General features: G+C 60.3%; 17 protein-coding genes. 8 read left to right on the top strand and 9 right to left on the bottom strand.

Annotated elements, in window-relative coordinates:
* Window positions 1-35: 35 nt before the first annotated feature.
* From RTU33_RS00495 to RTU33_RS00485, 3 genes are read left to right on the top strand one after another with little or no spacing between them, the layout of a single operon-like run.
* Window positions 36-2,747 (top strand): cation-transporting P-type ATPase, encoded by a 2,712-nt coding sequence (locus RTU33_RS00495; RefSeq protein ID WP_409438215.1) that lies wholly within the window; start codon window positions 36-38, stop codon window positions 2,745-2,747.
* Between the two features lie 52 nt (window positions 2,748-2,799).
* Window positions 2,800-3,879 carry an efflux RND transporter periplasmic adaptor subunit gene (locus tag RTU33_RS00490; RefSeq protein ID WP_312624573.1) on the top strand — a complete coding sequence of 360 codons (1,080 nt, stop codon included), beginning with the start codon at window positions 2,800-2,802 and terminating at the stop codon, window positions 3,877-3,879.
* A gap of 9 nt (window positions 3,880-3,888) precedes the next feature.
* The gene (locus tag RTU33_RS00485) at window positions 3,889-6,984 is read left to right on the top strand and encodes an efflux RND transporter permease subunit (RefSeq protein ID WP_312624572.1); all 3,096 of its coding nucleotides are present in this window, start codon (window positions 3,889-3,891) and stop codon (window positions 6,982-6,984) included.
* A 21-nt stretch (window positions 6,985-7,005) separates the two neighbouring features.
* On the opposite strand, the gene RTU33_RS00480 is transcribed toward RTU33_RS00485, so the two are convergent.
* From RTU33_RS00480 to RTU33_RS00455, 6 genes are all read right to left on the bottom strand, one after another.
* Window positions 7,006-7,710, bottom strand: coding sequence for an ABC transporter ATP-binding protein (locus tag RTU33_RS00480; protein ID WP_312624571.1), 705 nt, complete (start codon window positions 7,708-7,710; stop codon window positions 7,006-7,008).
* Window positions 7,697-8,533, bottom strand: coding sequence for an ABC transporter ATP-binding protein (locus RTU33_RS00475; RefSeq protein ID WP_312624570.1), 837 nt, complete (start codon window positions 8,531-8,533; stop codon window positions 7,697-7,699). The genes RTU33_RS00480 and RTU33_RS00475 overlap by 14 nt, the downstream gene beginning before the upstream one ends.
* Window positions 8,526-9,359, bottom strand: coding sequence for an ABC transporter permease (locus RTU33_RS00470; RefSeq protein ID WP_312624568.1), 834 nt, complete (start codon window positions 9,357-9,359; stop codon window positions 8,526-8,528). The genes RTU33_RS00475 and RTU33_RS00470 overlap by 8 nt, the downstream gene beginning before the upstream one ends.
* Window positions 9,359-10,369, bottom strand: coding sequence for an ABC transporter permease (locus RTU33_RS00465; protein WP_312624567.1), 1,011 nt, complete (start codon window positions 10,367-10,369; stop codon window positions 9,359-9,361). The genes RTU33_RS00470 and RTU33_RS00465 overlap by 1 nt, the downstream gene beginning before the upstream one ends.
* Window positions 10,370-10,434: 65 nt before the next feature.
* A complete protein-coding gene (locus RTU33_RS00460) occupies window positions 10,435-12,003 on the bottom strand; it encodes an ABC transporter substrate-binding protein (protein WP_312624566.1) in 1,569 nt (522 codons plus the stop codon).
* A 144-nt stretch (window positions 12,004-12,147) separates the two neighbouring features.
* Entirely contained in the window at window positions 12,148-13,263 is a 1,116-nt protein-coding gene (locus RTU33_RS00455; protein WP_312624904.1) for a YbdK family carboxylate-amine ligase, read from the bottom strand.
* 134 nt (window positions 13,264-13,397) lie between these two features.
* Between RTU33_RS00455 and RTU33_RS00450 the strand changes: the two genes are divergently transcribed.
* Window positions 13,398-14,099 carry a GNAT family protein gene (locus RTU33_RS00450; protein ID WP_312624564.1) on the top strand — a complete coding sequence of 234 codons (702 nt, stop codon included), beginning with the start codon at window positions 13,398-13,400 and terminating at the stop codon, window positions 14,097-14,099.
* Here RTU33_RS00450 and entD read toward each other — a convergent pair.
* Together entD and RTU33_RS00440 are read right to left on the bottom strand one after the other, a co-directional pair.
* Window positions 14,070-14,732: an enterobactin synthase subunit EntD gene (gene entD / locus RTU33_RS00445; RefSeq protein WP_312624563.1), complete on the bottom strand. Its 663-nt coding sequence runs from the start codon at window positions 14,730-14,732 to the stop codon at window positions 14,070-14,072. The genes RTU33_RS00450 and entD overlap by 30 nt on opposite strands.
* Before the next feature lie 113 nt (window positions 14,733-14,845).
* Entirely contained in the window at window positions 14,846-17,071 is a 2,226-nt protein-coding gene (locus tag RTU33_RS00440) for a TonB-dependent siderophore receptor (RefSeq protein WP_312624562.1), read from the bottom strand.
* Window positions 17,072-17,282: 211 nt separating this feature from the next.
* Between RTU33_RS00440 and fes the strand changes: the two genes are divergently transcribed.
* From fes to RTU33_RS00420, 4 genes are all read left to right on the top strand, one after another.
* A complete protein-coding gene (gene fes, locus RTU33_RS00435; RefSeq protein WP_312624560.1) occupies window positions 17,283-18,491 on the top strand; it encodes an enterochelin esterase in 1,209 nt (402 codons plus the stop codon).
* Between the two features lie 24 nt (window positions 18,492-18,515).
* Complete coding sequence (locus RTU33_RS00430) at window positions 18,516-18,731, top strand: MbtH family NRPS accessory protein (protein ID WP_312624558.1); 216 nt, start codon at window positions 18,516-18,518, stop codon at window positions 18,729-18,731.
* Complete coding sequence (entF, locus tag RTU33_RS00425) at window positions 18,724-22,590, top strand: enterobactin non-ribosomal peptide synthetase EntF (protein WP_312624556.1); 3,867 nt, start codon at window positions 18,724-18,726, stop codon at window positions 22,588-22,590. Before RTU33_RS00430 ends, entF begins: the two co-directional genes overlap by 8 nt.
* Before the next feature lie 111 nt (window positions 22,591-22,701).
* The gene (locus RTU33_RS00420) at window positions 22,702-23,523 is read left to right on the top strand and encodes a DUF817 domain-containing protein (protein ID WP_409438214.1); all 822 of its coding nucleotides are present in this window, start codon (window positions 22,702-22,704) and stop codon (window positions 23,521-23,523) included.
* Window positions 23,524-23,608: 85 nt separating this feature from the next.
* On the opposite strand, the gene RTU33_RS00415 is transcribed toward RTU33_RS00420, so the two are convergent.
* Window positions 23,609-24,486, bottom strand: an 878-nt coding sequence (locus tag RTU33_RS00415) for a YadA-like family protein (protein WP_312624554.1), incomplete at its 5' end; no start/stop codon positions are given.

The raw sequence follows: 24,486 nt of genomic DNA, 5'->3' as shown, positions 1-24,486 counted from the left end.
TCCGGGAAATTATAAGGAATCGTATTTTGACTAAAATGAATACCTCGCAAAGCCGGCCATCTGGCGATGGCCGCCCTGAACACGCTTATCAGCAAACCTGCGAGCAGGTCCTGAGCGAACAACAAAGCCAAAACGAGGGCCTGATGGCCGCAGAGGCGCAGGCGCGACTGAACGCCGTTGGGCCAAACTCGCTGCCGGAACAGAAAGGCAAACCGGCGTGGCTACGCTTCCTCGCGCACTTCAATGATGTGCTGATTTATGTCCTGCTGGCCGCAGGCGCGCTGACGGCGGCGATGGGTCACTGGATTGATACCCTGGTTATTCTGGGCGTCACCGTCATCAACGCCCTCATCGGCCACCTTCAGGAGAGCAGCGCGGCGAAGTCGCTGCAAAGTATCCGCAATATGCTTTCCAGCGATGCGGTCGTGGTGCGTGAAGGCAAACATGAAACCGTCTCCACTGCCGATCTGGTGCCTGGCGACATTGTCCTGCTGCGTGCGGGCGACCGCATTCCGGCGGATATGCGCGTGCTGGAAGCCCACAATCTGCGGGTAGAAGAAGCGATTCTGACCGGCGAATCCACCGTGGTGGACAAACATACGCAGGCGCTGAGCGGCGAACTGCCGCTGGGCGATCGTACTAACATGCTTTTCTCCGGCACGACGGTCAGCGGCGGAGGCGGGCGCGGCGTAGTCACGGCAACGGGCCAGCAAACGGAGCTGGGCCACATCAACCAGATGATGGCAGAGATTAAACCTTCCCGTACGCCGCTGCTGGTGCAAATGGACAAGCTCGGCAAAGCGATTTTCGTCATTATTCTGGCGATGATGGTGGCGCTGTTTGTCTTCAGCCTGGCGCTGCGTGATATGCCGATGAGCGAGCTTTTGCTGTCGCTGATTAGCCTCGCCGTCGCCGCCGTGCCGGAAGGGTTACCGGCCATCATCTCCATTATTCTTTCGCTCGGCGTACAGGCGATGGCGCGCAAGCGGGCCATCGTGCGCAAACTGCCGACGGTAGAAACCCTTGGTGCAATGACCGTGGTGTGCTCGGATAAAACCGGCACCCTGACGATGAACGAAATGACGGTGAAAGCCATCATCACCGCCGACTGCTGCTACTCCGTGGACGGTGACAGCTACGCGCCAACCGGTAACATCTACCTTGAGGGCAGCAACGAAGCGGTGCTCATCCAGCCCGGAACCCTGCTGGAGCAATATCTGCGCACCATCGATCTGTGCAACGACAGCCAACTGGTGAAGCAGGACAATGGCCTGTGGGGCATCACCGGCGGCCCGACCGAAGGGGCGCTGAAGGTGCTCGCGGCGAAAGCACAGATGGCTGACGTTGACGCACAGCTGATTGCGAAGATTCCGTTTGATTCACAGTATAAATACATGGCGACGCACCACCGCATCGGTAACGATGAGCGCGTGCTGGTCACCGGCGCGCCGGATGTGCTCTTTGCGCTGTGCCAGACCCAGCAGACGAAGCAGGGTGAAACGGCCTTTGAGCGTGAATACTGGGAGAGGGAGATAGAGCGCTTTGCCCGTCAGGGTCTGCGCATGGTGGCTGCCGCGAGCATGCCAGCCCGGCCAGGAAGCACGACGCTTGAGCATTCGGACCTGCAAAACGGACTGGTGTTCCTCGGCATTGCCGGGATGATGGACCCGCCGCGTCCGGAAGCGATTGACGCGATCCACGCCTGCCAGAAAGCAGGGATCCGCGTGAAGATGATCACCGGTGATCACCCGCAAACGGCGATGAGCATCGGGCAGATGCTGGGGATCAGCAACAGCCAGCAGGCGATGACGGGCTACCAGCTTGAACACATGGATGACGCCGAACTGGCAAAGGCCGCCGTCGGGTACGACATTTTTGCCCGCACCAGCCCTGAGCATAAGCTGCGTCTGGTGAAGGCGTTGCAGGGCGAGGGGGAAATCGTAGGCATGACGGGGGATGGCGTGAACGATGCGCCAGCGCTGCGCCAGGCTGACGTCGGCATCGCGATGGGCATCAAGGGCACGGAAGTCACCAAAGAGGCCGCCGACATGGTGCTGACGGACGATAACTTCGCCACCATCGCCAGCGCGGTGAAAGAGGGGCGTCGCGTCTATGACAACCTGAAGAAAACCATTCTGTTCATCATGCCGACCAACCTGGCGCAGGGGCTGCTCATCATCATCGCCCTGCTGGCAGGCAGCGTGATCCCGCTGACGCCGGTGCTGATCCTCTGGCTGAACATGGCCACCTCCGCGACGCTCTCCTTTGGCCTTGCCTTTGAGGCGGCCGAGCGCAACGCCATGAACCGCCCACCGCGTAAAGCGGGCCAGCATGTGATGGACGGTTTTGCCATCTGGCGCGTGGCCTTCGTCGGTTCGATGATTGCGCTGAGCGCCTTCGCGCTGGAAGCGTGGCTTGGCCCGCGCGGACACAGTCCTGAGTTTATCCGTACCGTGCTGTTGCAGATGCTGGTGGCGGCGCAGTGGGTCTACATGATCAACTGCCGCAGCAGCAACCGTTTCTCCCTCAACCGCGGCCTGCTGCTGAACAAAGGTATCTGGCTGGTGACCGGGGTTCTGCTTCTGCTCCAGCTGGCCATTATCTATCTGCCGTTTATGCAGATGATGTTTGGCACAGAAGCGCTGCCGCTGCGCTACTGGGGGATCACTCTGGCGATGGCGGGGGCGATGTTCTTCGTGGTCGAAATCGAAAAACGCCTGACGCGCCGCTTCCGTAAAACGAGCTGAACCTGTCTTAAGCGCCTCCTCGCAGAAGGGGAGGCGCAAACCGGAGATCCCGATGAACAAAATTTTTCGCCACGCCTTACTGGCCTGTGGTCTGGCCGTCTGCGCACTGAGTACGGCGATAGCCAGTGCGATTCCGGTGCGTCTGACCACCGTTGAACAGATACCACACGCCGTCGAGCGGCAGATCCCAGGTCGCATTGAAGCGATCCATACCGTCGCCATTCGTGCCCGTACCGAAGGGATGATTGAAAAAATGCACTTTCGGGAGGGGCAGTACGTTAACGCAGGCGATCTGCTGTTTGAACTGGACAGCGCTTCCCAGCGCGCCGCGCTGTCGCTCGCCCGGGCGGAGCTGAAAAGTGCGCAGGCTTCTCTGCGCCAGGCGCAACAGCTGCTGGCCCGCTATCAGAGCCTCAACAACAGCCAGGCCATCAGCCGCAACGACGTGGACACCGCCCGCATGCAGCGTGATGTGGCCGCCGCCGCCGTAGAACAGGCGAAAGCCCGCGTGGAGTCGCAGAGTATTGCCCTTAGCTATACCAAAATTATTTCCCCGGTCACCGGTCGGGCCGGGCATGCCAGCGTGCATCAGGGGAGCCTGATTAATCCTTCCAGCGGCGTGCTGGTCGAGGTGGTGCAGCTTGACCCGGTGCGCATAGCCTTTGCGCTGGACGAACAAACCTTCTGGCTGAAAAGCGGACAGCACGTGGACGTCAACGCGCTGAAGGCGGCGTGGATGCCGCAAATCCAGCTTAACGGCGAAAGAACGTCCGGCACGCTCACCTCGGTGGATAACCGTATCGACCCGCGAACCGCCAGCGTGACCCTGCGGGCTGAGTTTGCCAATCCTCAGCATCGCCTGCTGCCGGGCGGCAGCGTGGATATCTGGCTGCGTCCTCAGGAAAAACAGCCGACGATGATGATCCCTGCCGCCGCCGTGATGCAGGATGCCAACGGCTTTTTTGCCTGGTCCGTGGACGACAGCGGTCATGCGCAGCAGCGCCGACTCACGCTTGGCGCGCAGCAGGGACAACAATTTATCGTCATCGACGGGCTGAAGGCGGGCGAGCGTATTGTGACTGAAGGCGCGCAGCGCATGCGTAACGGCGTCGCCGTTCAGCCGCTGAGCTAAGGAGAGACGATGCTGACGTTTTTTATTCGCCGTCCACGCTTTGCGATGGTTATTGCCCTGCTGCTGACTTTCGTCGGTGCAGTTGCCCTCAGGCTGCTCCCGGTGGAGCAGTACCCGCAGATCACGCCGCCGGTGGTGAACGTCAGCGCCAGCTGGCCCGGCGCCAGCGCATCGGATGTGGCCGAAGCCATCGCCACGCCGCTGGAAACCCAGCTCAACGGCGTCGATCACATGCTCTATATGGAGTCCACCAGCTCGGATGAAGGCACTTACAGCCTGAGTATCACCTTTGCAGCAGGCACCGATGCAGATCTTGCCGCCATTGACGTGCAAAACCGCGTTTCGCAAGCCGTGGCACAGCTTCCGGCTGAAGCACAGCAGAACGGCGTGCAGGTGCGTAAACGCGCGACCAACCTGATGATGGGCGTGAGCCTTTACTCGCCGCAAAGCAGCCTGACGCCGCTGTTTATCAGCAACTATGCCAGCACCCGCGTACGCGAAGCGCTGGCGCGACTGCCGGGCGTGGGCCAGGTGCAGATGTTTGGTGCGCGCGATTACAGCATGCGCATCTGGTTGCGGCCTGACCGCATGAACGCCGTGAATATCACCGCAGATGACGTCGCCCAGGCATTACGCGAGCAAAACGTGCAGGGCGCAGCGGGGCAGGTCGGTACGCCGCCGGTATTCAACGGACAGCAGCAAACGCTGACGATTAATGGCCTCGGGCGGCTTAATGAAGCGGATGAGTTCAGCAATATCATTCTGCGCGTGGGGGAGCACGGGCAACTGGTGCGTCTGGGCGATGTGGCGACGATTGAACTGGGCTCGCGCAGCTACAGCTCCGGGGCGCAGCTCAACGGGCACGACTCTGCCTATCTTGGCATTTACCCGACGCCTTCCGCGAATGCGCTTGAGGTGGCAAAACGCGTTCGTGCCGAGCTGGAGACCCTTTCAACCCGCTTCCCAAACGATCTGAAATATGAAGTGAAGTTCGATACCACCCGGTTTGTGGCTGCCACCATTGAGGAGATTGCTTTATCGCTCGGCCTGACGCTGCTGGCGGTCGTCATTGTGGTATCGCTGTTCCTGCAAAGCTGGCGCGCCACGCTGATTGTGGCGCTGGCTATTCCTGTCTCGTTAACGGGCACCTTTGCCGTACTCTGGTGGCTTGGCTACAGCGCCAACACCCTGAGCCTGTTTGCGATTATTCTGGCGCTGACGATGGTGGTAGACGACGCCATTGTGGTGGTGGAAAACGTCGAAAGCCTGATGGCGGACGGGCTCGATCGCAAAACCGCCACGGCGAAAGCCCTGGGGCAAATTGCCGGGCCGGTGATCGCCACCACGCTGGTGCTGCTGGCGGTATTCATGCCGGTGGCGCTGCTGCCGGGGATTGTCGGCGAGCTTTATCGTCAGTTCGCGGTCACGCTTTCTGCCGCCGTGACGCTCTCGAGTCTTGTCGCTCTGACCCTGACGCCAGCGCTCTGCGCGCTTCTGCTGCGCCCGCGTCCGGCACGTCCGGCGGCGATTTATCGCGCCTTTAATCGTGGTCTGGATGCCACGCGCAACGGCTACCAGCATTGGGTGAAGGCATTGACCCTTCGTCCATGGCTGGCTCTTCTGGCGACGACGGTCGCGGCGCTGGTGGTGACGTTCAGCTTCCTGAACATGCCGAAAGGGTTCCTGCCGCAGGAGGATCAGGGCTACTTCTTTGCCAACGTTCAACTGCCGGAAGCTGCCTCGCTTGAACGTACTGAAGCCGTGATGAACGAGGCGCGTGAAATGATTCGACGCCACCCGGCGGTGGCCGACGTCATTCAGGTTTCCGGCTTTAACATCCTCAACGGCACCAGCGCATCCAACGGTGGATTCATGTCGGTGATGCTCAAGGAGTGGCAGCACCGTGAGCCGCTGGAGAGGGTAATGGGCGAACTGCAACGCCAGCTGATGACCTTGCCGGGGGCGACGATCATGGCCTTTGCGCCGCCGACGCTGCCGGGGCTCGGTACCGCATCCGGCTTCGATCTTCGTTTGCTGGCGCAGGAAGGGCAAACTTCGGCAGCGCTTGAGCAGACGCTGCAAAAGATCCTCTTTGCGGCGAATCAGCATCCACAGCTGAGCCGGGTATTCAGCACCTGGAGCAGCACCGTGCCGCAGCTCTCTCTTAGCGTTGATCGTGAGCGCGCAGCCCGGCTGGACGTGCCGGTATCGCGGATCTTCAGTACGTTGCAGACCGCATTCGGCGGCACCCGCGCCGGAGACTTCAGCATCAACAACCGCGTGTGGCACGTGGTGATGCAGAACGAAATGCAGTGGCGCGAGCGTGCAGAGCAAATCAGCGATCTCTACGTGCGCAGTAACAGCGGGGAGCGGGTACGTCTGAGCAATCTGGTCACCATCACGCACGTTGTGGGGGCACCGTTCCTGCAGCAGTACAACCAGTTTCCGTCGGTGGCGGTGAGCGGATCTGCCGCGGAAGGCGTGAGCAGCCGCACGGCAATGGCGGCGATGGAGCAGATTCTGGCGACGAATCTGCCGCAGGGCTATGACTATGCCTGGAGCGGCATGAGCTGGCAGGAGCGGCAGACCGGGAGCCAGGCGGTATGGATTGTGCTGGCGGCGGTGGTGATGGCGTGGCTGTTCCTCGTGGCGCAGTATGAAAGCTGGACGCTGCCGGGCAGCGTCATGCTCTCCGTGCTGTTCGCCATCGGCGGGGCGCTGATCTGGCTCTGGTTTGCCGGATACGCCAACGATGTGTACGTGCAGATAGGCCTGGTGCTGCTGATTGCGCTGGCGGCGAAGAATGCGATCCTGATAGTTGAGTTCGCCCGAACCCGGCGCGATGACGGGGCGTCGATCGTCGAGGCGGCATGCGAAGGGGCAACGCGACGTTTCCGTGCGGTGATGATGACTGCCGTGTCGTTCATCATTGGCGTGCTGCCGATGATGCTGGCGAGCGGGGCGGGTGCGCAAAGCCGTCGGATTATCGGCACTACGGTGTTCAGCGGCATGCTGGTGGCGACGGTCATCGGGCTGATATTTATCCCGTCGCTGTACGTGCTGTTCCAGCGCATGCGCGAGTGGGGGCATAAGCGGGCAGGCTAAGCTGCCCGCTCAGGGCCAACGTCAGGTCATCCGGTGCTCGCCGTTTAGCAGCGCCGGACGGTCGTAAAAGCGCTGGATAACGCCATCGGTCATATACGCTGCGCGGTCAGACATATGGGCGATGACGTCCGCGTCGTGGCTGACCAACAGGTAGGTCATGCCATGCTCGGCCTTCAGCCGGTTCAACAGGTTGAGAATTTCCGCCTGCACCGACATATCCAGCGCGGAAGTGGGCTCGTCCAGCAGCAGGATTTGCGGGCGCAGGAGCAGGGCCCGGGCAATCGCCACGCGCTGGCGCTGGCCGCCGGACAGCTGATGCGGATAACGCTGTAGCGCATCGGCAGGCAGGCCAACCTGTTGCAGGGCGGTTTTCACCTTGTCGTCGATGTGGGCTTCTTTCAGGATTTGCAGCGGCTCGGCCAGCGTCCGGTACAGGGTGTGGTTCGGGTGCAGGGAGGCGTAAGGATCCTGAAAGACCATTTGCACATTCCGGCGCAGCGCGCCCTGGAAACGCATGCCCGGCGTGAGCGCGTTGTCGAACAGACGCACGGAGCCTTGCCAGTCGCGGTTCAGCCCGGCCAGCACGCGCAGGATTGTCGATTTACCACAGCCGGAAGCGCCAATCAGGCTGAAGGTCTCCCCGGCGTTTACGGAAAAATCAGCGCCCGACACGGCCACTTTGCTGCCAAAGCGGACCTGCAGCTGGCTAAGTTCAATCAGTGCCATGGTTCACCTCCGTATAGCTGCGGCTGCGATCCAGCGTCGGCAGCATCTGCCCGAACGTGCTGGCGTCAGGGCGACAGGTCCACAGCGTACGGGTGTAAGGATGAGTGGCTTCGGGCAGCCTGCCTGCGGGCATATCATCGACCTTTTCTCCCTGATACATCACCATCACCCGGTGGCAGTGTTGCGCGACCAGCGGCAGATCGTGACTAATCAGCAGCATGGCCATCTGGCGCTGCTCGCACTGGCCGACCAGCAGATCCAGAATCTGATGACGCAGGCGCGCATCGAGGGCGGAAGTCGGTTCATCGGCAATCAGCACCCGTGGATTGTTGATGAGCGCCATCGCGATCATCACCCTCTGGCCCATACCGCCGGACAGCTCTCCGGGATAGCGGCTTAGCACCGTGCTCTCCAGGCCGACCGCATGAACGATTTCCTGCACGGCTTCTTTACGCTCGCGGCGGCTGAGCTGCTGATGCAGCGTCAGGGCTTCTTCGAGCTGGTTAAAGATGGATTTTACCGGGTTCAGGGCATAGCGCGGATCCTGAAGCACCATCGCGATATCGTTGCCGCGCAACCGTTGCCAGTCCCGGGAGGAAAGGTTCAGCACGTCATGACCGAGTACGTTCAGGCGCCGTGCGCTGACGATGCCCGGTTTACGCACCAGGCCCATCAGCGCCCGGGCAGTCATGGATTTGCCCGAGCCGGACTCCCCCACGATAGCCAGCCGCTCGTTGCCAAGGCTGAAGCTCAGATTGTTGACCACGCGTGTGCCGGAGTAATCGACGCTCAGGGCGTCAATGGTGATTAAGGGATCAGTCATGTTGTGGCTCCAGGACATCGCGCAGGCCATCGCCCAGCAGGTTGAAGGCAAGGCTCGCCAGCAGAATGGCGGTGCCGGGAATGGCGGCTATCCACCACTGGTCAAAAATCACCTGCATGCCGTCGGCGATCATCGCCCCCCATTCCGCCATCGGCGGGCGGGCACCCAGGCCGAGAAAGCCGAGCCCGGCGGCGGCAAGAATAATCCCTGCCAGATCCAATGCCAGGCGCACAATTGCCGACGGCAGGCACAACGGAAGAATATGTCCCACCAGCAAACGCCCGCCTCGAATACCCATCATCTCCGCCGCCGCGAGGTAATCGCTGTGGCGCAGGCGCTGAATTTCGCTGCGTGCCTGGCGGGCGTAGGCAGGCCAGGTGGTCAGAGCCAGCGCCAGGGCGCCATTGACCAGACCGGGGCCGAGCATGGCCACAAAGGCGAAGGCCAGGATAAGCCTTGGCATCGACATCACGACGTCGGTAAAGCGCATCAGCACGCGCTCCACCCAGCCGCCGTAGTAGCCGGAGAGGATCCCCACCAGCAGGCCGACCGGCAGGGTAATCAGGGTCACCAGTCCCACCAGGCCCAGCGCCGGACGCGTGCCGTAAATCAGCCGCGAAAACAGGTCGCGCCCGTAGCTGTCGGTGCCGAACCAGTGCTGAGCACCAGGTGCCTGTAAACGGGCGGCGGCGTCCTGCCAGTTGGGATCGAGTGGGGAAAGCAGAGGCGCAAACAGCGCAATCAGCAGCAGCAGGGTGATAACCAGCAGGCCGAAGAAGGCCGCTGGGGAGCGGCGCAGGCGTCGAAGAAAAAGAGAGCCAGGCATCAGCGTATCCTCGGATCGGTCAGGCGCACCAGCAAATCGGTGAGGTTGTTGATCAGCACAAAGCAGACGCCAATCAGCAGCGTGCCGCCCATAATTGCCGTGGTGTCTCCGGCGAACAGCGCGGTGGTCAGGTAGCGGCCTATTCCGGGCCATGAGAAGACCGTTTCGGTCAGCACCGCGCCCTCCAGCATGCTGGTCCAGGCCAGTGCAATCACCGTCAGCAGCGTGCCGCGAATATTCGGCAGCACGTGGCGAAGCAGAATGCTCATCTCGCCTGCCCCTTTGGCCCGGGCCAGCAGGATGTACTCTTTGTTCATCTCGCTCAGGCAGGCTGAGCGCGTCAGGCGAGTGATGCTTGCCAGCGCATAGTAGGACAGCAGCAGCACCGGAAGCACCAGGTGGGCGAAGGCGTTTTTGAAGGCGGCCATATCGCCGGACAGCCAGGTATCAATCAGCACAAACCCGGTTCTCGCGTCCACCGTGTACTGGTAGATATCATCCAGCCTGCCCGGCCCGGCGCTCCATTGCAGCCTGGCGTAGAACAGCGCCAGCATCAGCAGCCCGAGCCAGAAAATAGGCACAGAATTGCCCAAAAGCGTAAAGGTTCTCATGGCTAAATCCCACGGTGTGCCGACGAAACGGGCGCAGAGTACGCCTGCGGCAACGCCCAGCAGAGCGCCCAGTATCAGGGCAAGCGTGGCAAGCTCCAGCGTTGCGGGAAAGACCGACAGCAGGTCGTGCAGCACGGGCTGCCCGGTGCTGCTGGCAATACCTAAATCGCCGTGTGCGAGATTGACCAGATAGTGCCAGAACTGCAGCGGTAGCGGCTGATCCAGCCCAAGCTGGTGGCGAACCTGATCGTAGGTGGACTGGCTGGCGTGATCGCCAACGATCTGCAGCACCCTGTCGACCGGCGACAGCGCGGAGAGCGAAAAGGTGATCAGCAGCAGCCCGAAGAGCGTCAGCGCCAGGGTCAGCAACGACTGGAGCGCGCGAGTGATGTGTGGCATGAAAGCTCGTTATCTCTGGATGTGCAAAAGCCCCTCTCCGCACCGAAGAGGGGGAAGGGCGGCGGCTATTTGGTTACGCGGTCATACCAGACCATATCGGCGTTCAGGCCCTGTTGATAGCCCTTGACGTTGTCGCGGATCACTATCTGGGTTTTGCCCTGGTCAACAAAGACGTAAGGGGAGCTCTGCTGCAGTTCTTCCTGCATTTTTGTGTACAGCCCAAGCCGCTTGGCCGGGTCAGGCTCGGCAACGGCGGCCAGGGTTTGCTGATTGAGTTCAGGAATTTTCCAGCCGTTCAGCCCCGCGACGGTGCTGGACTTACCGTCGTTCCACGCGAAGGCGCTGGCGTTGGAGTGGGCATCGAAGTAGTCAGGGATCCACAGGCGAATAGCGGCCTGATGCTGTTTGGCACGCACGCGGGCGTAGACCTGACTGCCTGCGGCAGGAAGAAGATCGATTTTCACGCCGCCCTGCGCAAAGCTTGCCTGCATTGACTGGGCAAGGGTGATAAACGGCGGCTTGTTTTCCACATCCAGAGTAAAGTGCGCGTCTTTGATGCCCGCTTTCGCGAGGATGGCTTTGGCCTTCGCCGGATCGAATTTATACGGATTGTTCTCCAGCGCCCCCGGGAAGCCGATTGGCAGGAAGCTCTGATGCACGAAGTACTGGCCTTTCAGCAAATCTTTGGTGATCCCTTCATAGTCCACAAGCCAGCGCGCGGCTTCCCAAAGCGCCGGGTTATTCAGCAGCGGATTAGCGCTGTTGCCGGTGTTAAACGCCAGGTAATTTTGTTCCGCAGAGGGGATGCTCAGCACTTTTATCCCAGGCTTATCCTGCAGGGCGCTAATCTGATCGGCGCCCAGGTCGCGGGCGACATCCGCGTCGCCCTGCTGGATCAGCAGCCGACGCGAGGCCGGATCGGGCACGTTCTTGATGATGATGTTTTTCAGCTTCGGCGCACCGGTTGGTGAGGTATCGTTGGCATCCAGCACGATTGCCTGATGTGGCTGATAGACGCGCATTTTCCACGCGCCGCTGCCTGCCGAGTGCATCTTCAGCCAGGCGTTGCCAAAGTCACCGACTTTCACGTTCGCCGCCACCAGCTTCTCATCAACGATGGAGGCAATCGGCGTGGAGAGAATGTTCAGCGCCACCGCCGGGCTGACGTCCGCCGTCCAGTGCAGTTGCAAAGTATGGTCGTCAACTTTCTTTAACTGGCCGTCGATATTGCCTGCGTCCCAGCCCAGTACGTTAAGGATAAAGGCGGGGGATTTGTTCAGCTTCACTGCGCGGGACCAGGAGAAGATCACGTCTTCCGGACGCAGCGGGTTCCCGGAGGCGAATTTAGCATCCGGCTTCAGCTTGATCGTCAGGGTCTTTGCTGCCGCGTCGGCTTCCCAGCTGGCTGCCAGGATCGGCATGATTTTCGCCGGGTTATCGCGATCGGGTTGGACCAGGCGCTGATACAGGCTCGGCACGGTCTGGATGCTGGAGAGTTCGTTAGCTTCCGCAGGATCGAGACTGACGATATCGTCCAGGCCCTGAGCGACGACCAGCGTATTGGGCGGCGTGGCGGCATGAGACGCGGCTGACAGCGCAGCCAGCAGCAGCAAAGGCAGAATTTTTTTGGTCATGACAATCCCTGAAAGAGTGAGGTGTTGTGTTTTTTATAAGCCCCGCTACGTTAGCGCCGCGGGCGAATTCAGGTAAAGTCAAAATTCAGCTTAGCTTATGCATAAAATGCATAAGTGTGAATGAGATAGTATAAGGCGCGCAGGTTAAGCCGCCCAAATTTCACAATGCTTTTCCACAAGGGCAATCAGCGAGCCGCCGGATGAGATAAATTCGCGCATGCGATAGGCTTCGCTGTAGCCCTGCTTCACCTGCCGCTCCAGCGCCTCTATGGCGCTACCCGCTCCGGCCTTGTCGGCCCAGGGCTCTACCTTTTCCAGCAGGCGCTGAATATCTTCGGCAATCGGACGCTGCTCCCCGCTATGAACGTCCGTCAGCACGCCTGAAAGCCCATAGCGGCAGGCCTGGAAGCGGTTAAATTTGTACAGCAGGTAGTCCTGCTCCTGATGCTTAAACGGACGTGTTTCCAGCAGCCAGCGGGCGGTAGCCTGAATCAGCCCGGCAATATTCACCGCGTGCGCGAGGGTCAGCGGCGTGTCCATCACCCTGACCTCCACCGTGCCAAAGTGAGGGCTCGGGCGAATATCCCAGTGCAGATCCTTAATGCTGTCGATCATGCTGGTATAGCTGAGCCGACGAAACAATCCTTCGAAACCCTGCCAGTTTGCCACCCACGGCATCGGGCCCATATCGGGGAAAGCGGAAAAGACGTTCAGACGTGAAGTGGCAAATTTACTGTCTGCGCCCTGCAAATATGGGGACGCGGCGCTGAGCGCAATCAGGTGCGGAACGTAGCGCGAGAGCCCGTGTAGCAGGTAAATCGCGTCATCTCCGCTGGCGCAGCCAACGTGCACGTGCTGCCCGAACACCGTTGCCTGCTTGATGAGGTAGCCGAACTGTTCCAGCGTGCGCAGGTAGCGTTCGTTATCGCACACTTCCTGACGCTGCCACTTCTGAAAAGGATGCGTCCCGCCGCCGCAAATCTGCACGTGCTGGCGCGAGGCGGCCTCGAGCACCGTCTGGCGAATCGCCGAAAGCTGGCTGCTGGCCTGATGGATGTCGTGGCACACCCCGGTGGCGATTTCCAGCATGCTTTCGGTGATGTCGTGCTTAATCTCCCCGGCGGCGAGCGCGCCCTGCGTCTGCGCAATCAGCGCAGAGGAATCCTGGCTGAGATCGTAACCCGGCGGGTTAACCACCTGCAGTTCCAGCTCAATGCCAAGGGTAAACGGTTCGGAGACGTGAAAGTCGGGAAGTGACATAGCGAGATCCGGTAGCGGCTTTTTGTCAGTATAGGAGACAAAATGCCCCTGGCCGCCAGATTGCCGGCTGGATTTGGCCGAACCGGCGGCGCGCATGCTATAACCATCCTCAACAATATGAGCGGGAGCACATCGTGGCGGAGTTAAACGAGTACGGACAATGGGTGGGCGATATCGTGCCAGACTGGCACGGTGCCAGGGAGCTTGAGCGGAAAATGCTGGCAGGCCGAAGCTGTCGGCTTGAGCCCATCATCGTGGCCCGGCACGCCGCAGATTTATACGAGGCATTTGCGCTGGCTGAAGATGAACGAGACTGGACCTGGCTTGGCAGCGTGCGTCCAGTCTCCATTGCAGCAACCGAAAGCTGGCTCCAGGCCAAAGTGGATGACAGCGGGCTGGTGCCGTATGCGGTGATTGATGCACGCAGCGAACGCGCGGTGGGCGTGGTGTGCCTGATGGCGATCGAGCGCGCCAACGGTACGGTAGAAATCGGCCACGTCAGCTGGTCGCAAAGAATGAAGCGCAGCGTGATAAGTACCGAAGTGGTCTGGTTACTGTTGCAGGAGGCATTTGCCTGCGGCTACCGTCGCGTGGAGTGGAAATGCGATGCGCTGAACGTGGCCTCGCGTCGGGCCGCCGAGCGTATCGGTTTTACCTTTGAAGGACGCTTTCGCCAGCGGATGGTGCGCAAAGGCCGCAACCGGGACAGCGACTGGCTGTCAATCATCGACGGTGAATGGCCCGCGGTGGATGCCGCGCTGCGAAGCTGGCTTGCGCCGGAGAATTTTGATGCGGCAGGCCAGCAGCTACACAGGCTGGAGAGCTTTCGCCAGTAGCGTGACGATCTCCTGCCCGCGCTGAAGCCAGCTGACATCGCAGCGCTGCCCGGCAAGGGTGGGCGAAAAGGTGGAAGAGAATTGCAGCGTCACGTGTTGTGCATCAAGCGCAACCACCTGAGCTGAGGCAAATCCGGGCAGGTCGGTTGTCATAAAAGAGAAGGCTTTGAAGGCGCTTTCCTTCGCGCTGAAGGCCAGCGTTAGCGCCAGCGAATGCGGCAAGCCGCTGGCGTGCAGCATCCTTTGTTCTTCCGGTGTGATAATGCCGTTGGTCAGTTCCTCACACATCGCCTCGCTAAAACAGGTTTCAAGATCGACCCCGACAGGCTCCCGCGATACCACCGCCAGCGCGGTCGTTCCGCAGTGACTGATGCTGCCGTAAAAGCCATCCGGCCACATGGGCTGGCGATGAGGGCCGATATCCGGAATCTGCCGACTACCGTGCTCCTGCAACGCATGAAGCGCCGCCAGCCGTCCGGCGAGATGTTCGGCTTTGCGTTTGCGTCCGGCAGCCTGAAGTTTAGCGTGATGGGGAAGCCAGAGCAGATCGGCGTCGGTAAAGGTCTGCGAATCGAAATCGATTCGGTGAAGGAGGTGAGCGGCAAGCGGGAAGGTGCTGTGGTGGGTTTTCATTTTGTGGAACTCCCTCTCCCTGACCCTCTCCCAAAGGGAGAGGGAAATTTTCGGTGCGGACGGGTTTCTCCCTCTCCCTTCGTGAGAGGGCTGGGGAGAGGGGAAACTCAGGATCAGAAGTGCGTATTCACGCTCATATAATAAGTCCGGCCGGACTCGTTATAGGTTTCTGCACCCGCGCCATACATATAGCCCGTCGCGCCGCCGGTGGTCTGGGCGTTACCCGCACGCCAGTGGCGCTTGTCGAACAGGTTGTCGATCCCCGCCGTGAAGCTGACGTTTTTGGTGGCATCCCAGGTGCCGCTCAGGCCAACGATGCTGTACGGACTGACTTCGTTCAGCTCGCTGCCCGTCACCGGTTGCCCTTTGTAGTTGTACTTCTTCGGCTGCTGCTTGCCGTACCAGGTGAAGGTCGACTGGACGGACACGTCCTGCACAATCTGCCAGCTCAGGGTCGAGTTCAGCGTGTATTCCGGGATGATCGACAGACGGTCGCCGGTCTCCTTGTTCTTACTTTGCAGCATATAGGTGATGTTGTTGGTCCAGTTGACGGTCTCGGTCACCGGCACGTTCAGCGTCCCTTCCAGACCTTCCACCACCGCTTTTGGCACGTTCTCCCACTGATAAAGATCGGTGCCAGCGCCGTTGGTGGATACCGGCGAATAACCGGCTTCAATCTTGTTGCGGTAGTCGTTGCGGAACCAGGTCGCGCCAGCCAGCCAGCCGTCATGCTTAAACTCCAGCCCCACTTCTTTGTTGATGCTGGTTTCGGCCTTCAGGTCATCATTCCCCTGCAGATAGCAGCCGCTGGTGCTGGCGTAGCAGCCCTGGCCTTTGCTGTAGAGAATGTAGTTCGGGTTGGTCTGATACAGGCTTGGCGCTTTATAGGCGCGCGCGATGCCCATCTTCAGGGTGAAGTCATCACCCAGGCCCTGCGACAGGTTCAGGGACGGACTCCAGTTGTCGCCGACGATGCTGTGGTGATCGAAGCGCAATGCTGGCGTCAGCATGGTGGAGTCGGTCACTTCAACGTTGTCTTCGGCAAACAGCGAGAAGATCTCCGCCTGCGAGTACGGGCTGCGATTGGTGCTGCTGAAGCCCGGAATTGGCCCGCCCATAAAGGTCTGGGTGTTCGACCCCATATCCTTCATCTTCTGCTGGTTCCACTCGGTGCCGAGCGTCAGCGTCTGGTTGAAGACAAAATCGACGGGCAGGTTGATTTCACTGTGCAGCAGCACGTCGGACAGATCGATATCAACAAACTTGTTGGAGTTAAAGATCCCTTCGGTGCCACCCGCCAGGCCTTCGCCTTTGCGCGAGTTGCGGGTGTGCTCGTACTGCGCCCAGGTGCTGGTGGTGACGCCGTTATCCCAGCCGCCGTTCCAGGTGAGGGCGTAATTCTGACGGTACAGACGGTTGGTCTCTTTGCCGTAGTTTTCCTTCACGAAGTTATTGGTGTTGGTGTTCTGGGTGTCGCCTGCATAGAGGTTATTCTGGCGGTTGTAGCCGGCTTCCAGCTCCAGGGACTGCATGGGAGCAAAGTCCCAGCGCAGCTGGCCGTTGATGGCCTTGTTTTCCACTCCTTCGCGCCCGGCGGGCAGGGTGTTCTGGTAGATGCCGGTACGCTCTGACTGATGACCCTGATTGATGTCCCATGCGTCGGCCTGCGTTTTGTCCAGGTTGCCGTAGAGGCGGAAGCTGAAGTCGCCGCCCATCGGCCCGGTCAGGCTGAAGTTGGTGCGCTTGGTGGAGCCTTCGTCTTTATGCTCCGGCAGGTTCATGTAAGTGTCCCAGGAGCCGTGCCACTCGTTGCTGGATTTTTTGGTGATGATGTTCACCACGCCGCCTGCTGCGCCATTGCCGTAGCGGGCCGCGGCTGGACCACGAATGACTTCAATACGTTCGATCATCTCTGGCGGTACCCAGCCGGTATCACCGCGGGTGTCGCGCTCGCCGCGCCAGCCCAGACGCACGGAGTTGCGGCTGGTGACAGGTTTACCGTCGACCAGAATCAGGGTGTTTTCCGGGCCCATACCGCGAATATCAATCTGGCGGTTGTTGCCACGCTGGCCGCTGGTGGAGTTCCCCGTCAGGTTCACGCCCGGCATGGTACGAATAATTTCGGACACGTCGCGAGCGGGAGGATTTTTGCGGATCTCATCCGCGGTGATGGTGGATACGCCCGGCGCCTGCAGGTTCTGCTGTGCGGCGGTCACAACCATCGTTTCTTCTGCGTCTGCTGTGCTTGCCTTTGCGGTCTCTTCAGCGTGCAGCGGTAAAGCCACCCCGTAAATGCCCAGATTGACCAGTAAGGTCAGGGACTTAAGTTTGTTATTCATTGTGAGTCAACGTCCTGCTGTATGGATAAAAACCTCGTCATACTTCGAGCTGCAGATGCGTTGGCTGCAACTCGAATTATTTAGAGGTTACGAAAGTGAACATAACGAAAACGCGCGCCAATACGCTATTGCAAATGCAAATAGTTATCAATAATATTATCAATAAATTTTGGCGTGTAACAAATAATTCCACAGATATCGCGGGGTTAACGTGGCGGAAACGGTGGCAGGGAGTGCAGAGTGGTGGGCGCGCATCGAGGGGCCTCAGTGGCGTCGGGAAGGAGAGAACTGCCACGTCACGTTTTACTGGCGAGATCCGGCGGGAGATGAGCGTCATTCAGCCATTCAGCGGGTGTGGATCTACATCACCGGCGTAACGGATCACCACCAGAACGCGGTGCCGCAGACGCTGTCCCGTCTACCGGGCACCGACGTCTGGCAGTGGCAAACCTGGCTCCCCGTCAGCTGGCGCGGCAGCTACTGTTTTATCCCCACCGATCGTACCGATGACTTTGCGGCGGCGCTGTTCAACGGCGAAGCGCCCGATCGTCAACTGCTGCGTGAGGGCTGGCGTAAGCTGTTGCCGAACGCGGTGGCCGATCCGCGAAACGCACACAGCTGGCGCGGTGGGCGAGGGCATGCCGTGTCGGCGCTCTCCTTGCCGGAAGCCCCCGTTCAGCCAGGCTGGGATCTGCCTGACGTCTCTTATGCACCGCCGGTTTGTATCCAGTGGCGCAGCCAGCGTCTGGGTAACATTCGCCGCGTCTGGGTTTACACCACGGGCGAAGCGTCCTCTGATGAACGTCCGCTGGCGCTGCTGCTCGACGGCCAGTTCTGGGCCGAAAGCATGCCGGTCTGGTCGCCGCTTGCCCGCCTTACGCTGGAGGGGCGGCTTCCACCCGCTGTCTACGTCCTGATTGATGCCATCGATACCGCACACCGCAGCGCCGAGCTGCCGTGTAACCAGGATTTCTGGCTGGCGTTGCAGGAAGAGCTGCTGCCGCAAATCCGGCGCATTGCACCGCACAGCGAACATCCTGAACGTCGTCTTGTGGCCGGGCAGAGCTTTGGCGGTCTGGCGGCGATGTATGCCGGGCTGAGCTTTCCGCAGCAGTTTGGCTGCGTGCTCAGTCAGTCCGGTTCCTACTGGTGGCCCACGCGCGGTGAGCCTCACGGCGGCGTAATCCCTGAAAAACTTTCCCGCGGAGAATTGTCGCCGCGCGGCCTGCGCATCTGGCTGGAAGCCGGGCGTCGCGAGCCGGTTATCTTTAAGGCCAATCAGGCCCTCTTCCAACAACTACAACGTACACAGCAGCCGGTTTTCTGGCGTCAGGTTGACGGCGGACACGATGCGCTGTGCTGGCGCGGCGGCTTAACCGCAGGGCTGATTGCGCTCTGGCAGCCGCTGCTCCCGGCATAACGCGCTTTACGACAGGAGTTTGGTATGCAAATCAGTAACCCTTTCGATGATGCGCAAGGGCAGTTTTATATTCTGCAAAATGCGCAGCAGCAGTACAGCCTGTGGCCGCAGCACTGCGCGTTGCCCGAAGGCTGGCATGTTGTCTGTGAACCCCAGAGCGCGGAGGCCTGCAACGCCTGGCTGGCGGCTCGCTGGACTACTCTGAACCCCGCCCATTTTGCCGGAGCTCGCCATGACTGAACGTTTACCGCTGGTGGCCGCGCAGCCGGGGATCTGGATGGCGGAGCAGCTTTCCACGCTGCCGAATGCCTGGAGCGTTGCCCATTACGTTGAGCTTGAAGGCGAAATGGATGCTGCCCGGTTTGCCGAGGCTATTGCCCTCGGGCTGGCGCAGGCCGACACGCTGAAAATGCGCTTTAGTGAAGATAACGGCGAGCTGTGGCAATGGGTGGACGACAGCCTGACGCACGATGCGAGCGCAGTGCTGGATTTACGCCACCAGGCCGACCCCCATGCTGCCGCAATGGCGGTGATGCAGGCTGACCTGGCGCAGAACACCCGCGTCGACAGCGGCAACCCGCTGGTATGCCATCAGCTCATCCGCGTCGGTGACCATCGCTGGTACTGGTATCAGCGCTATCATCATCTGCTGGTGGATGGCTTCAGCTTCCCGGCCATTACCCGCCAGATCGTGCAGATTTATGCCGCATTGCTGCGTGGAGAAACGCCGCCCACCTCGCCGTTTACGCCTTTCGCGGACGTTGTGGAGGAATATCAGCGTTACCAGCAGAGCGAAGCGCGCACGCGCGATGGCGCGTTCTGGGCTGAACAGCGCAAACAGCTGCCTCCGCCAGCCTCGCTCTCCTCCGCGCCATTATCTGGCCGGGCGACCAGTACGGAGATCTGGCGGCTTAAGCTCACCGCGGACAAACAGGCCTTCAGCCGTTTAGCGACCACACACACCGCTCAGCGTACCGATCTGGCTCTGGCGCTGGCCGCGCTCTGGCTGGGACGCCTGTGCGGACGCAACGACTACGCGGCGGGTTACATTTTCATGCGCCGCATGGGCTCTGCCGCGCTGACCGCAACGGGGCCGGTGCTGAATGTATTGCCCCTGGCGGTCACCATCAGGCCGGAAGAGACCTTACCGGAGCTGGCGGATCGCCTGGGGGCGCAGTTGAAAAAAATGCGCCGTCACCAGCGCTATGATGCGGAGCAAATTGTTCGTGACGCCGGCAAGGCGGCAGGTGAAGAGCCGCTGTTTGGCCCGGTGTTCAACGTCAAAGTGTTTGATTATCAGCTCGAACTCGACGGCGTGCATGCCACCACTCACACTCTGGCGACGGGTCCGGTGAACGATCTGGAGCTGGCGCTGTTCCCGGACGAGGAGGGCGGCCTGACAATTGAAGTGCTGGCTAATAAACAGCGCTATGACGAATCAGAACTGCAACAGCATATTGCCCGACTGCTGGTGATGCTGAACCAGTTTGCTGCAAATCCTGAACTGCGCTGCGGCGAAGTTGAGATGGTGTCAGACGAGGAGTATCAGCGTCTGGAGCAGATTAACGACACGGGCATGATGCTGCCGGAAACCACGCTTAGTGCGCTGGTGGCGGCCCAGGCCGCAAAAACGCCGGATGCTATTGCGCTGGCAGATGCCCGTATGCAGTTTACCTATCGCGAAATGCGCCAGCAGGTTGTGGCGCTGGCAAATGTGCTGCGCGAGCGTGGCGTAAAACCCGGCGACAGCGTTGCGGTCGCATTACCGCGTTCGGTTTTTTTAACCCTCGCGCTGCACGGTATTGTGGAAGCGGGCGCGGCCTGGCTGCCGCTGGATACGGGCTATCCGGACGAGCGTCTGCACATGATGCTGGAAGATGCCCGCCCCTCGCTGCTGATTACCTCCGACGATCAGCTAAGCCGTTTCCCGGGTATCGACACGCTGTGCTACACCGCGCCGTTGCCAACGGGAGATGATTCTCCGCTCGTACTTTCGCGCTCCGAACACACCGCCTATATCATCTTCACGTCGGGCTCAACCGGCAGGCCGAAGGGCGTGATGGTCGGCCAGACGGCGATCGTCAACCGCCTGCTGTGGATGCAGGACCACTATCCGCTGAATGCCAGCGACGTGGTGGCGCAAAAAACGCCATGCAGTTTTGACGTCTCGGTGTGGGAGTTCTGGTGGCCGTTTATCACCGGTGCGAAGCTGGTGATGGCCGAGCCGGAGGCGCACCGCGATCCGCAGGCGTTACAGCAGTTCTTCGCCGATTTCGGCGTGACCACCACGCACTTTGTGCCGTCGATGCTGGCGGCGTTTGTCGCCTCGCTCAACGAAGAGAGCGTGGCCTCGTGCCGCACGCTGAAGCAGGTGTTCTGCAGCGGCGAAGCGCTGCCTGCCGCGCTGTGTCGGGAGTGGGAACAGCTCATTGGTGCGCCTCTGCATAACCTGTACGGGCCGACGGAAGCGGCGGTGGACGTCAGCTGGTATCCGGCCTTTGGCCCGGAGCTGGCGGCGGTGAAGGGCAACAGCGTGCCGATTGGTTTCCCTGTGTGGAACACCGGTCTGCGCATTCTGGACGCGCAGATGCGCCCGGTGCCGTTTGGTGTGGCGGGCGATCTCTATCTCACCGGCGTCCAGCTGGCGCAGGGCTATATGGGCCGTCCGGACCTCACGGCCAGCCGCTTTATTGCCGATCCGTTTGCCCCGGGCGAGCGTATGTACCGCACCGGCGACGTTGCCCGGTGGCAGGATTTCGGCGCAGTGGAGTATTTAGGCCGCAGCGACGATCAGCTAAAAATTCGCGGGCAGCGCATTGAGCTTGGCGAAATCGAACGCATGATGCTGACCCTGCCAGAAGTGGCGCAGGCCGTGGCGCACGCCTGCGTGCTGAACCAGGCTGCAGCAGTGGGCGGCGATGCGCGTCAGTTGGTGGGTTACGTGGTGTCGGAATCGGGGCTGCCGCTGGACGGCGACATGCTGCTCGAAAATCTGCGCGGCAAGCTGCCGCCGCATATGGTGCCGGTGACGCTAATTTCACTTTCAGCGCTTCCGCTAAGCGCCAACGGCAAGCTTGACCGCAAAGCACTACCGCTGCCGGAGCTGGCGCAAAAAGCGCCGGGTCGTGCGGTGGAAAGCGCCGTGGAAATTGCTGTTGCTGAGGCATTCAGCGTGCTGCTCGGCTGCGAGATTAATGATGTGGACGCTGATTTCTTCGCCCTCGGTGGCCATTCGCTGCTGGCGATGCGCCTTGCGGCGCAGCTGAGCCGCACCTTTGCCCGCCAGGTGACACCGGGACAGGTGATGGTGGCTTCCACGGTGGGCAAGCTCAGCGAGTTGCTGGAGTCTGTGGACGACGCACAAGCGCAACGCTTAGGTTATGAAGCGATTTTGCCTCTGCGCGAAAGCGACGGGCCACGCCTGTGGTGCTTCCATCCGGCCTCGGGCTTCGCGTGGCAGTTTAGCGTACTGGCCCGCTGGCTGAGCCTGCGCTGGTCGATAACGGGCATCCAGTCGCCGCGCCCGGATGGCCCTATGGCCCACGTGACGACGCTGGATGAACTCTGTGAAAACCATCTGCAAACGCTGCTTACACAGCAGCCTCACGGCCCGTATTACCTGTTTGGTTACTCGCTCGGCGGCACGCTGGCGCAGGGTATTGCTGCCCGGCTCCGCCAGCGTGGTGAAGCGGTCGCTTTCCTCGGGCTGCTGGACACCTGGCCGCCGGAAACGCAGAACTGGTCGGAAAAGGAAGCCAACGGTCTGGATCCGGAAGTGCTGGCAGAGATTAACCGCGAGCGCGAGGCCTTCCTTGCCGCACAGCAAGGTCAGGCGTCCGGTGAGCTGTTTACCGCTATTGAAGGCAACTATGCTGATGCGGTGCGCCTGCTGACCACCGCCCACAGCGTGAAGTTTGACGGAAGGGCAACGCTGTTCGTTGCCGAACGCACGCTGACGCCGGGTCAGGATCCGCATCGCGCGTGGGCACCCTGGGTGAACGAACTGGATGTGTATCGCCAGGACTGTGCCCACGTGGATATCATCTCCCCGCAGGCGTTTGAGGCGATTGGCCCGGTGCTGAAAGAGGTGCTTGGCTAATCCGTTTTTGGGCAGCCGTCTGGCTGCCCGCTATCCTTATTTCGCGCCTGTGGCACAATGAGCACTTTCCATACTGGACCGGGAGTAAGGGAAGTGCTCAGTCGTCTCGATCTGTTTTTGATTCACCCGCCTGAAACGGCGCTACGCGGTGTTAAGAAGGCCGGGCTGGAGTTTATCTGGTTTGGCGTAAAGGAGCTTCGCGCCTGCCTGTTTGCCGGACTCTTTTTCCTGGCAATTTTCTGCGTGCCCCGCAGCGGACTTCTGGGCCTGTCTCGCTACGATCTGCTGCTGCTGATTGCGCTCGCCATTCAGCTCACGATGTTTTTCACCCGCCTTGAAAGCCTGGATGAAATCAAAGCCATCACCCTGTTTCACGTGCTGGGCTTTGCGCTGGAGCTATTTAAAACGTCATCGGCGATTGGTTCCTGGCACTATCCGGAAGCGGGCTGGAGCAAAATCGGCGGCGTGCCGCTGTTCAGTGGGTTTATGTATGCAGCGGTGGGTAGCTACATCATTCAGTGCTGGCGGCTGTTTGACCTGAAAATCCTCCATCATCCGCCAATTCTGCATGCGGTTTTGCTTTCACTTGCGCTCTATGCCAACTTTTTCACTCATCATTTTTTCGGTGACTACCGGGGGTATATCGCGGCGGTAGCTTTAGGCATGTATGCCCGCTCAACGGTGATTTTCACTCCTTACGACAGACCATACAAAATGCCGCTGTTGGTGGCTTTTGCGCTAATCGGTTTTTTCATCTGGCTGGCGGAAAATATGGGCACTTTCTTTGGCGTCTGGCGCTATCCCAATCAGCTGGGAGCCTGGGCGACGGTGCACGTCGGCAAATGGGGATCGTGGACGCTGCTGGTGATGATGACCTTTACCATCACGCTGTTTCTCAAAGACATCAAAAAGCGAATCCATGTCGCTCAATAAAACCTTGAGATGCCGGGTGGCGGCTACGCCTGACCCGGCCTACGCGCGGGCCCGGTAAGCGCAGCGCCCCCGGGCAAAACTGATATTACCAGCCGTAGCTGACGCCGCCGCCAACCACGAAGTTCTGCTGCGTGTCGTCAGAAACCGAGGCTTTCACCACCACGTGTTCTGCTGCCCGGGCCGAGAAGCCAACGGCCAGCGCGCTTTCGCTGTCGGTTGTGCCGACCCCTGCGCCAACGCTAAAGGTCTGGCCCTGAATTACCTGAGGAATGTTCGCCATCGCCGCCACGCCGGAAATGGCGGCCGATGCACGCTGGCGGTTCTCATCCACCTGGTTTTTCAGCTTGCCAAAGTTCGCTGAATTCGACGCCTCAAGTTTCTCGATGCGCTGCTCGTGATTAGCAATTGCCGCGCTATTATCCGCTACGCGATGGTTGGTTGCCTGTAATGCCTGACGGTTGGCTTCGGTGTTGGCATAAGCGTCATTGGCCCGGGACTGGGCATCACTACCCATTGCCTGGGCTTGTTTCAGGCCTGTGTTCAGCGTATTGATATCAGCAGTATTGGCGTCTGTCTGCTGCACAAACTCTTCATGGCTGCTTTCAGCGACTTGCGCATTGACCATAGTGCGGTACTGAGCGGCATCGACCTGATGCTGGTTTGCTTCATGCTCAGATTTTGCAGCATTGAGAGCATCGCTTTGTATTTGTGTGCGTTTAAGGTTGCCCTCGAGCAGGGCCTGGCCTTTTTCGTCGTTGAATTTTTTGGCTGAAGTGCGATAAGCATCCTGCAGCGCTTCAGTTTGCTGAGCGGTGCGCTCCTGATTAGCCCTGGTTAACGCTTCGCCTTTCAGCTGTGCGAAGCGCTGACGATAAGCGTCCTGTAGCGCTTCAGTTTGCTGAGCGGTACGCTCCTGATTAGCCCTGGTTAACGCTTCGCCTTTCAGCTGTGCGAAGCGCTGAC

The organism is Scandinavium sp. (assembly GCF_032012665.1).
Lineage (GTDB): Bacteria > Pseudomonadota > Gammaproteobacteria > Enterobacterales > Enterobacteriaceae > Scandinavium.
The sequence above is the reverse complement of the archived record's forward strand: the minus strand, read 5'-3'. Positions and strand labels throughout refer to the sequence as shown.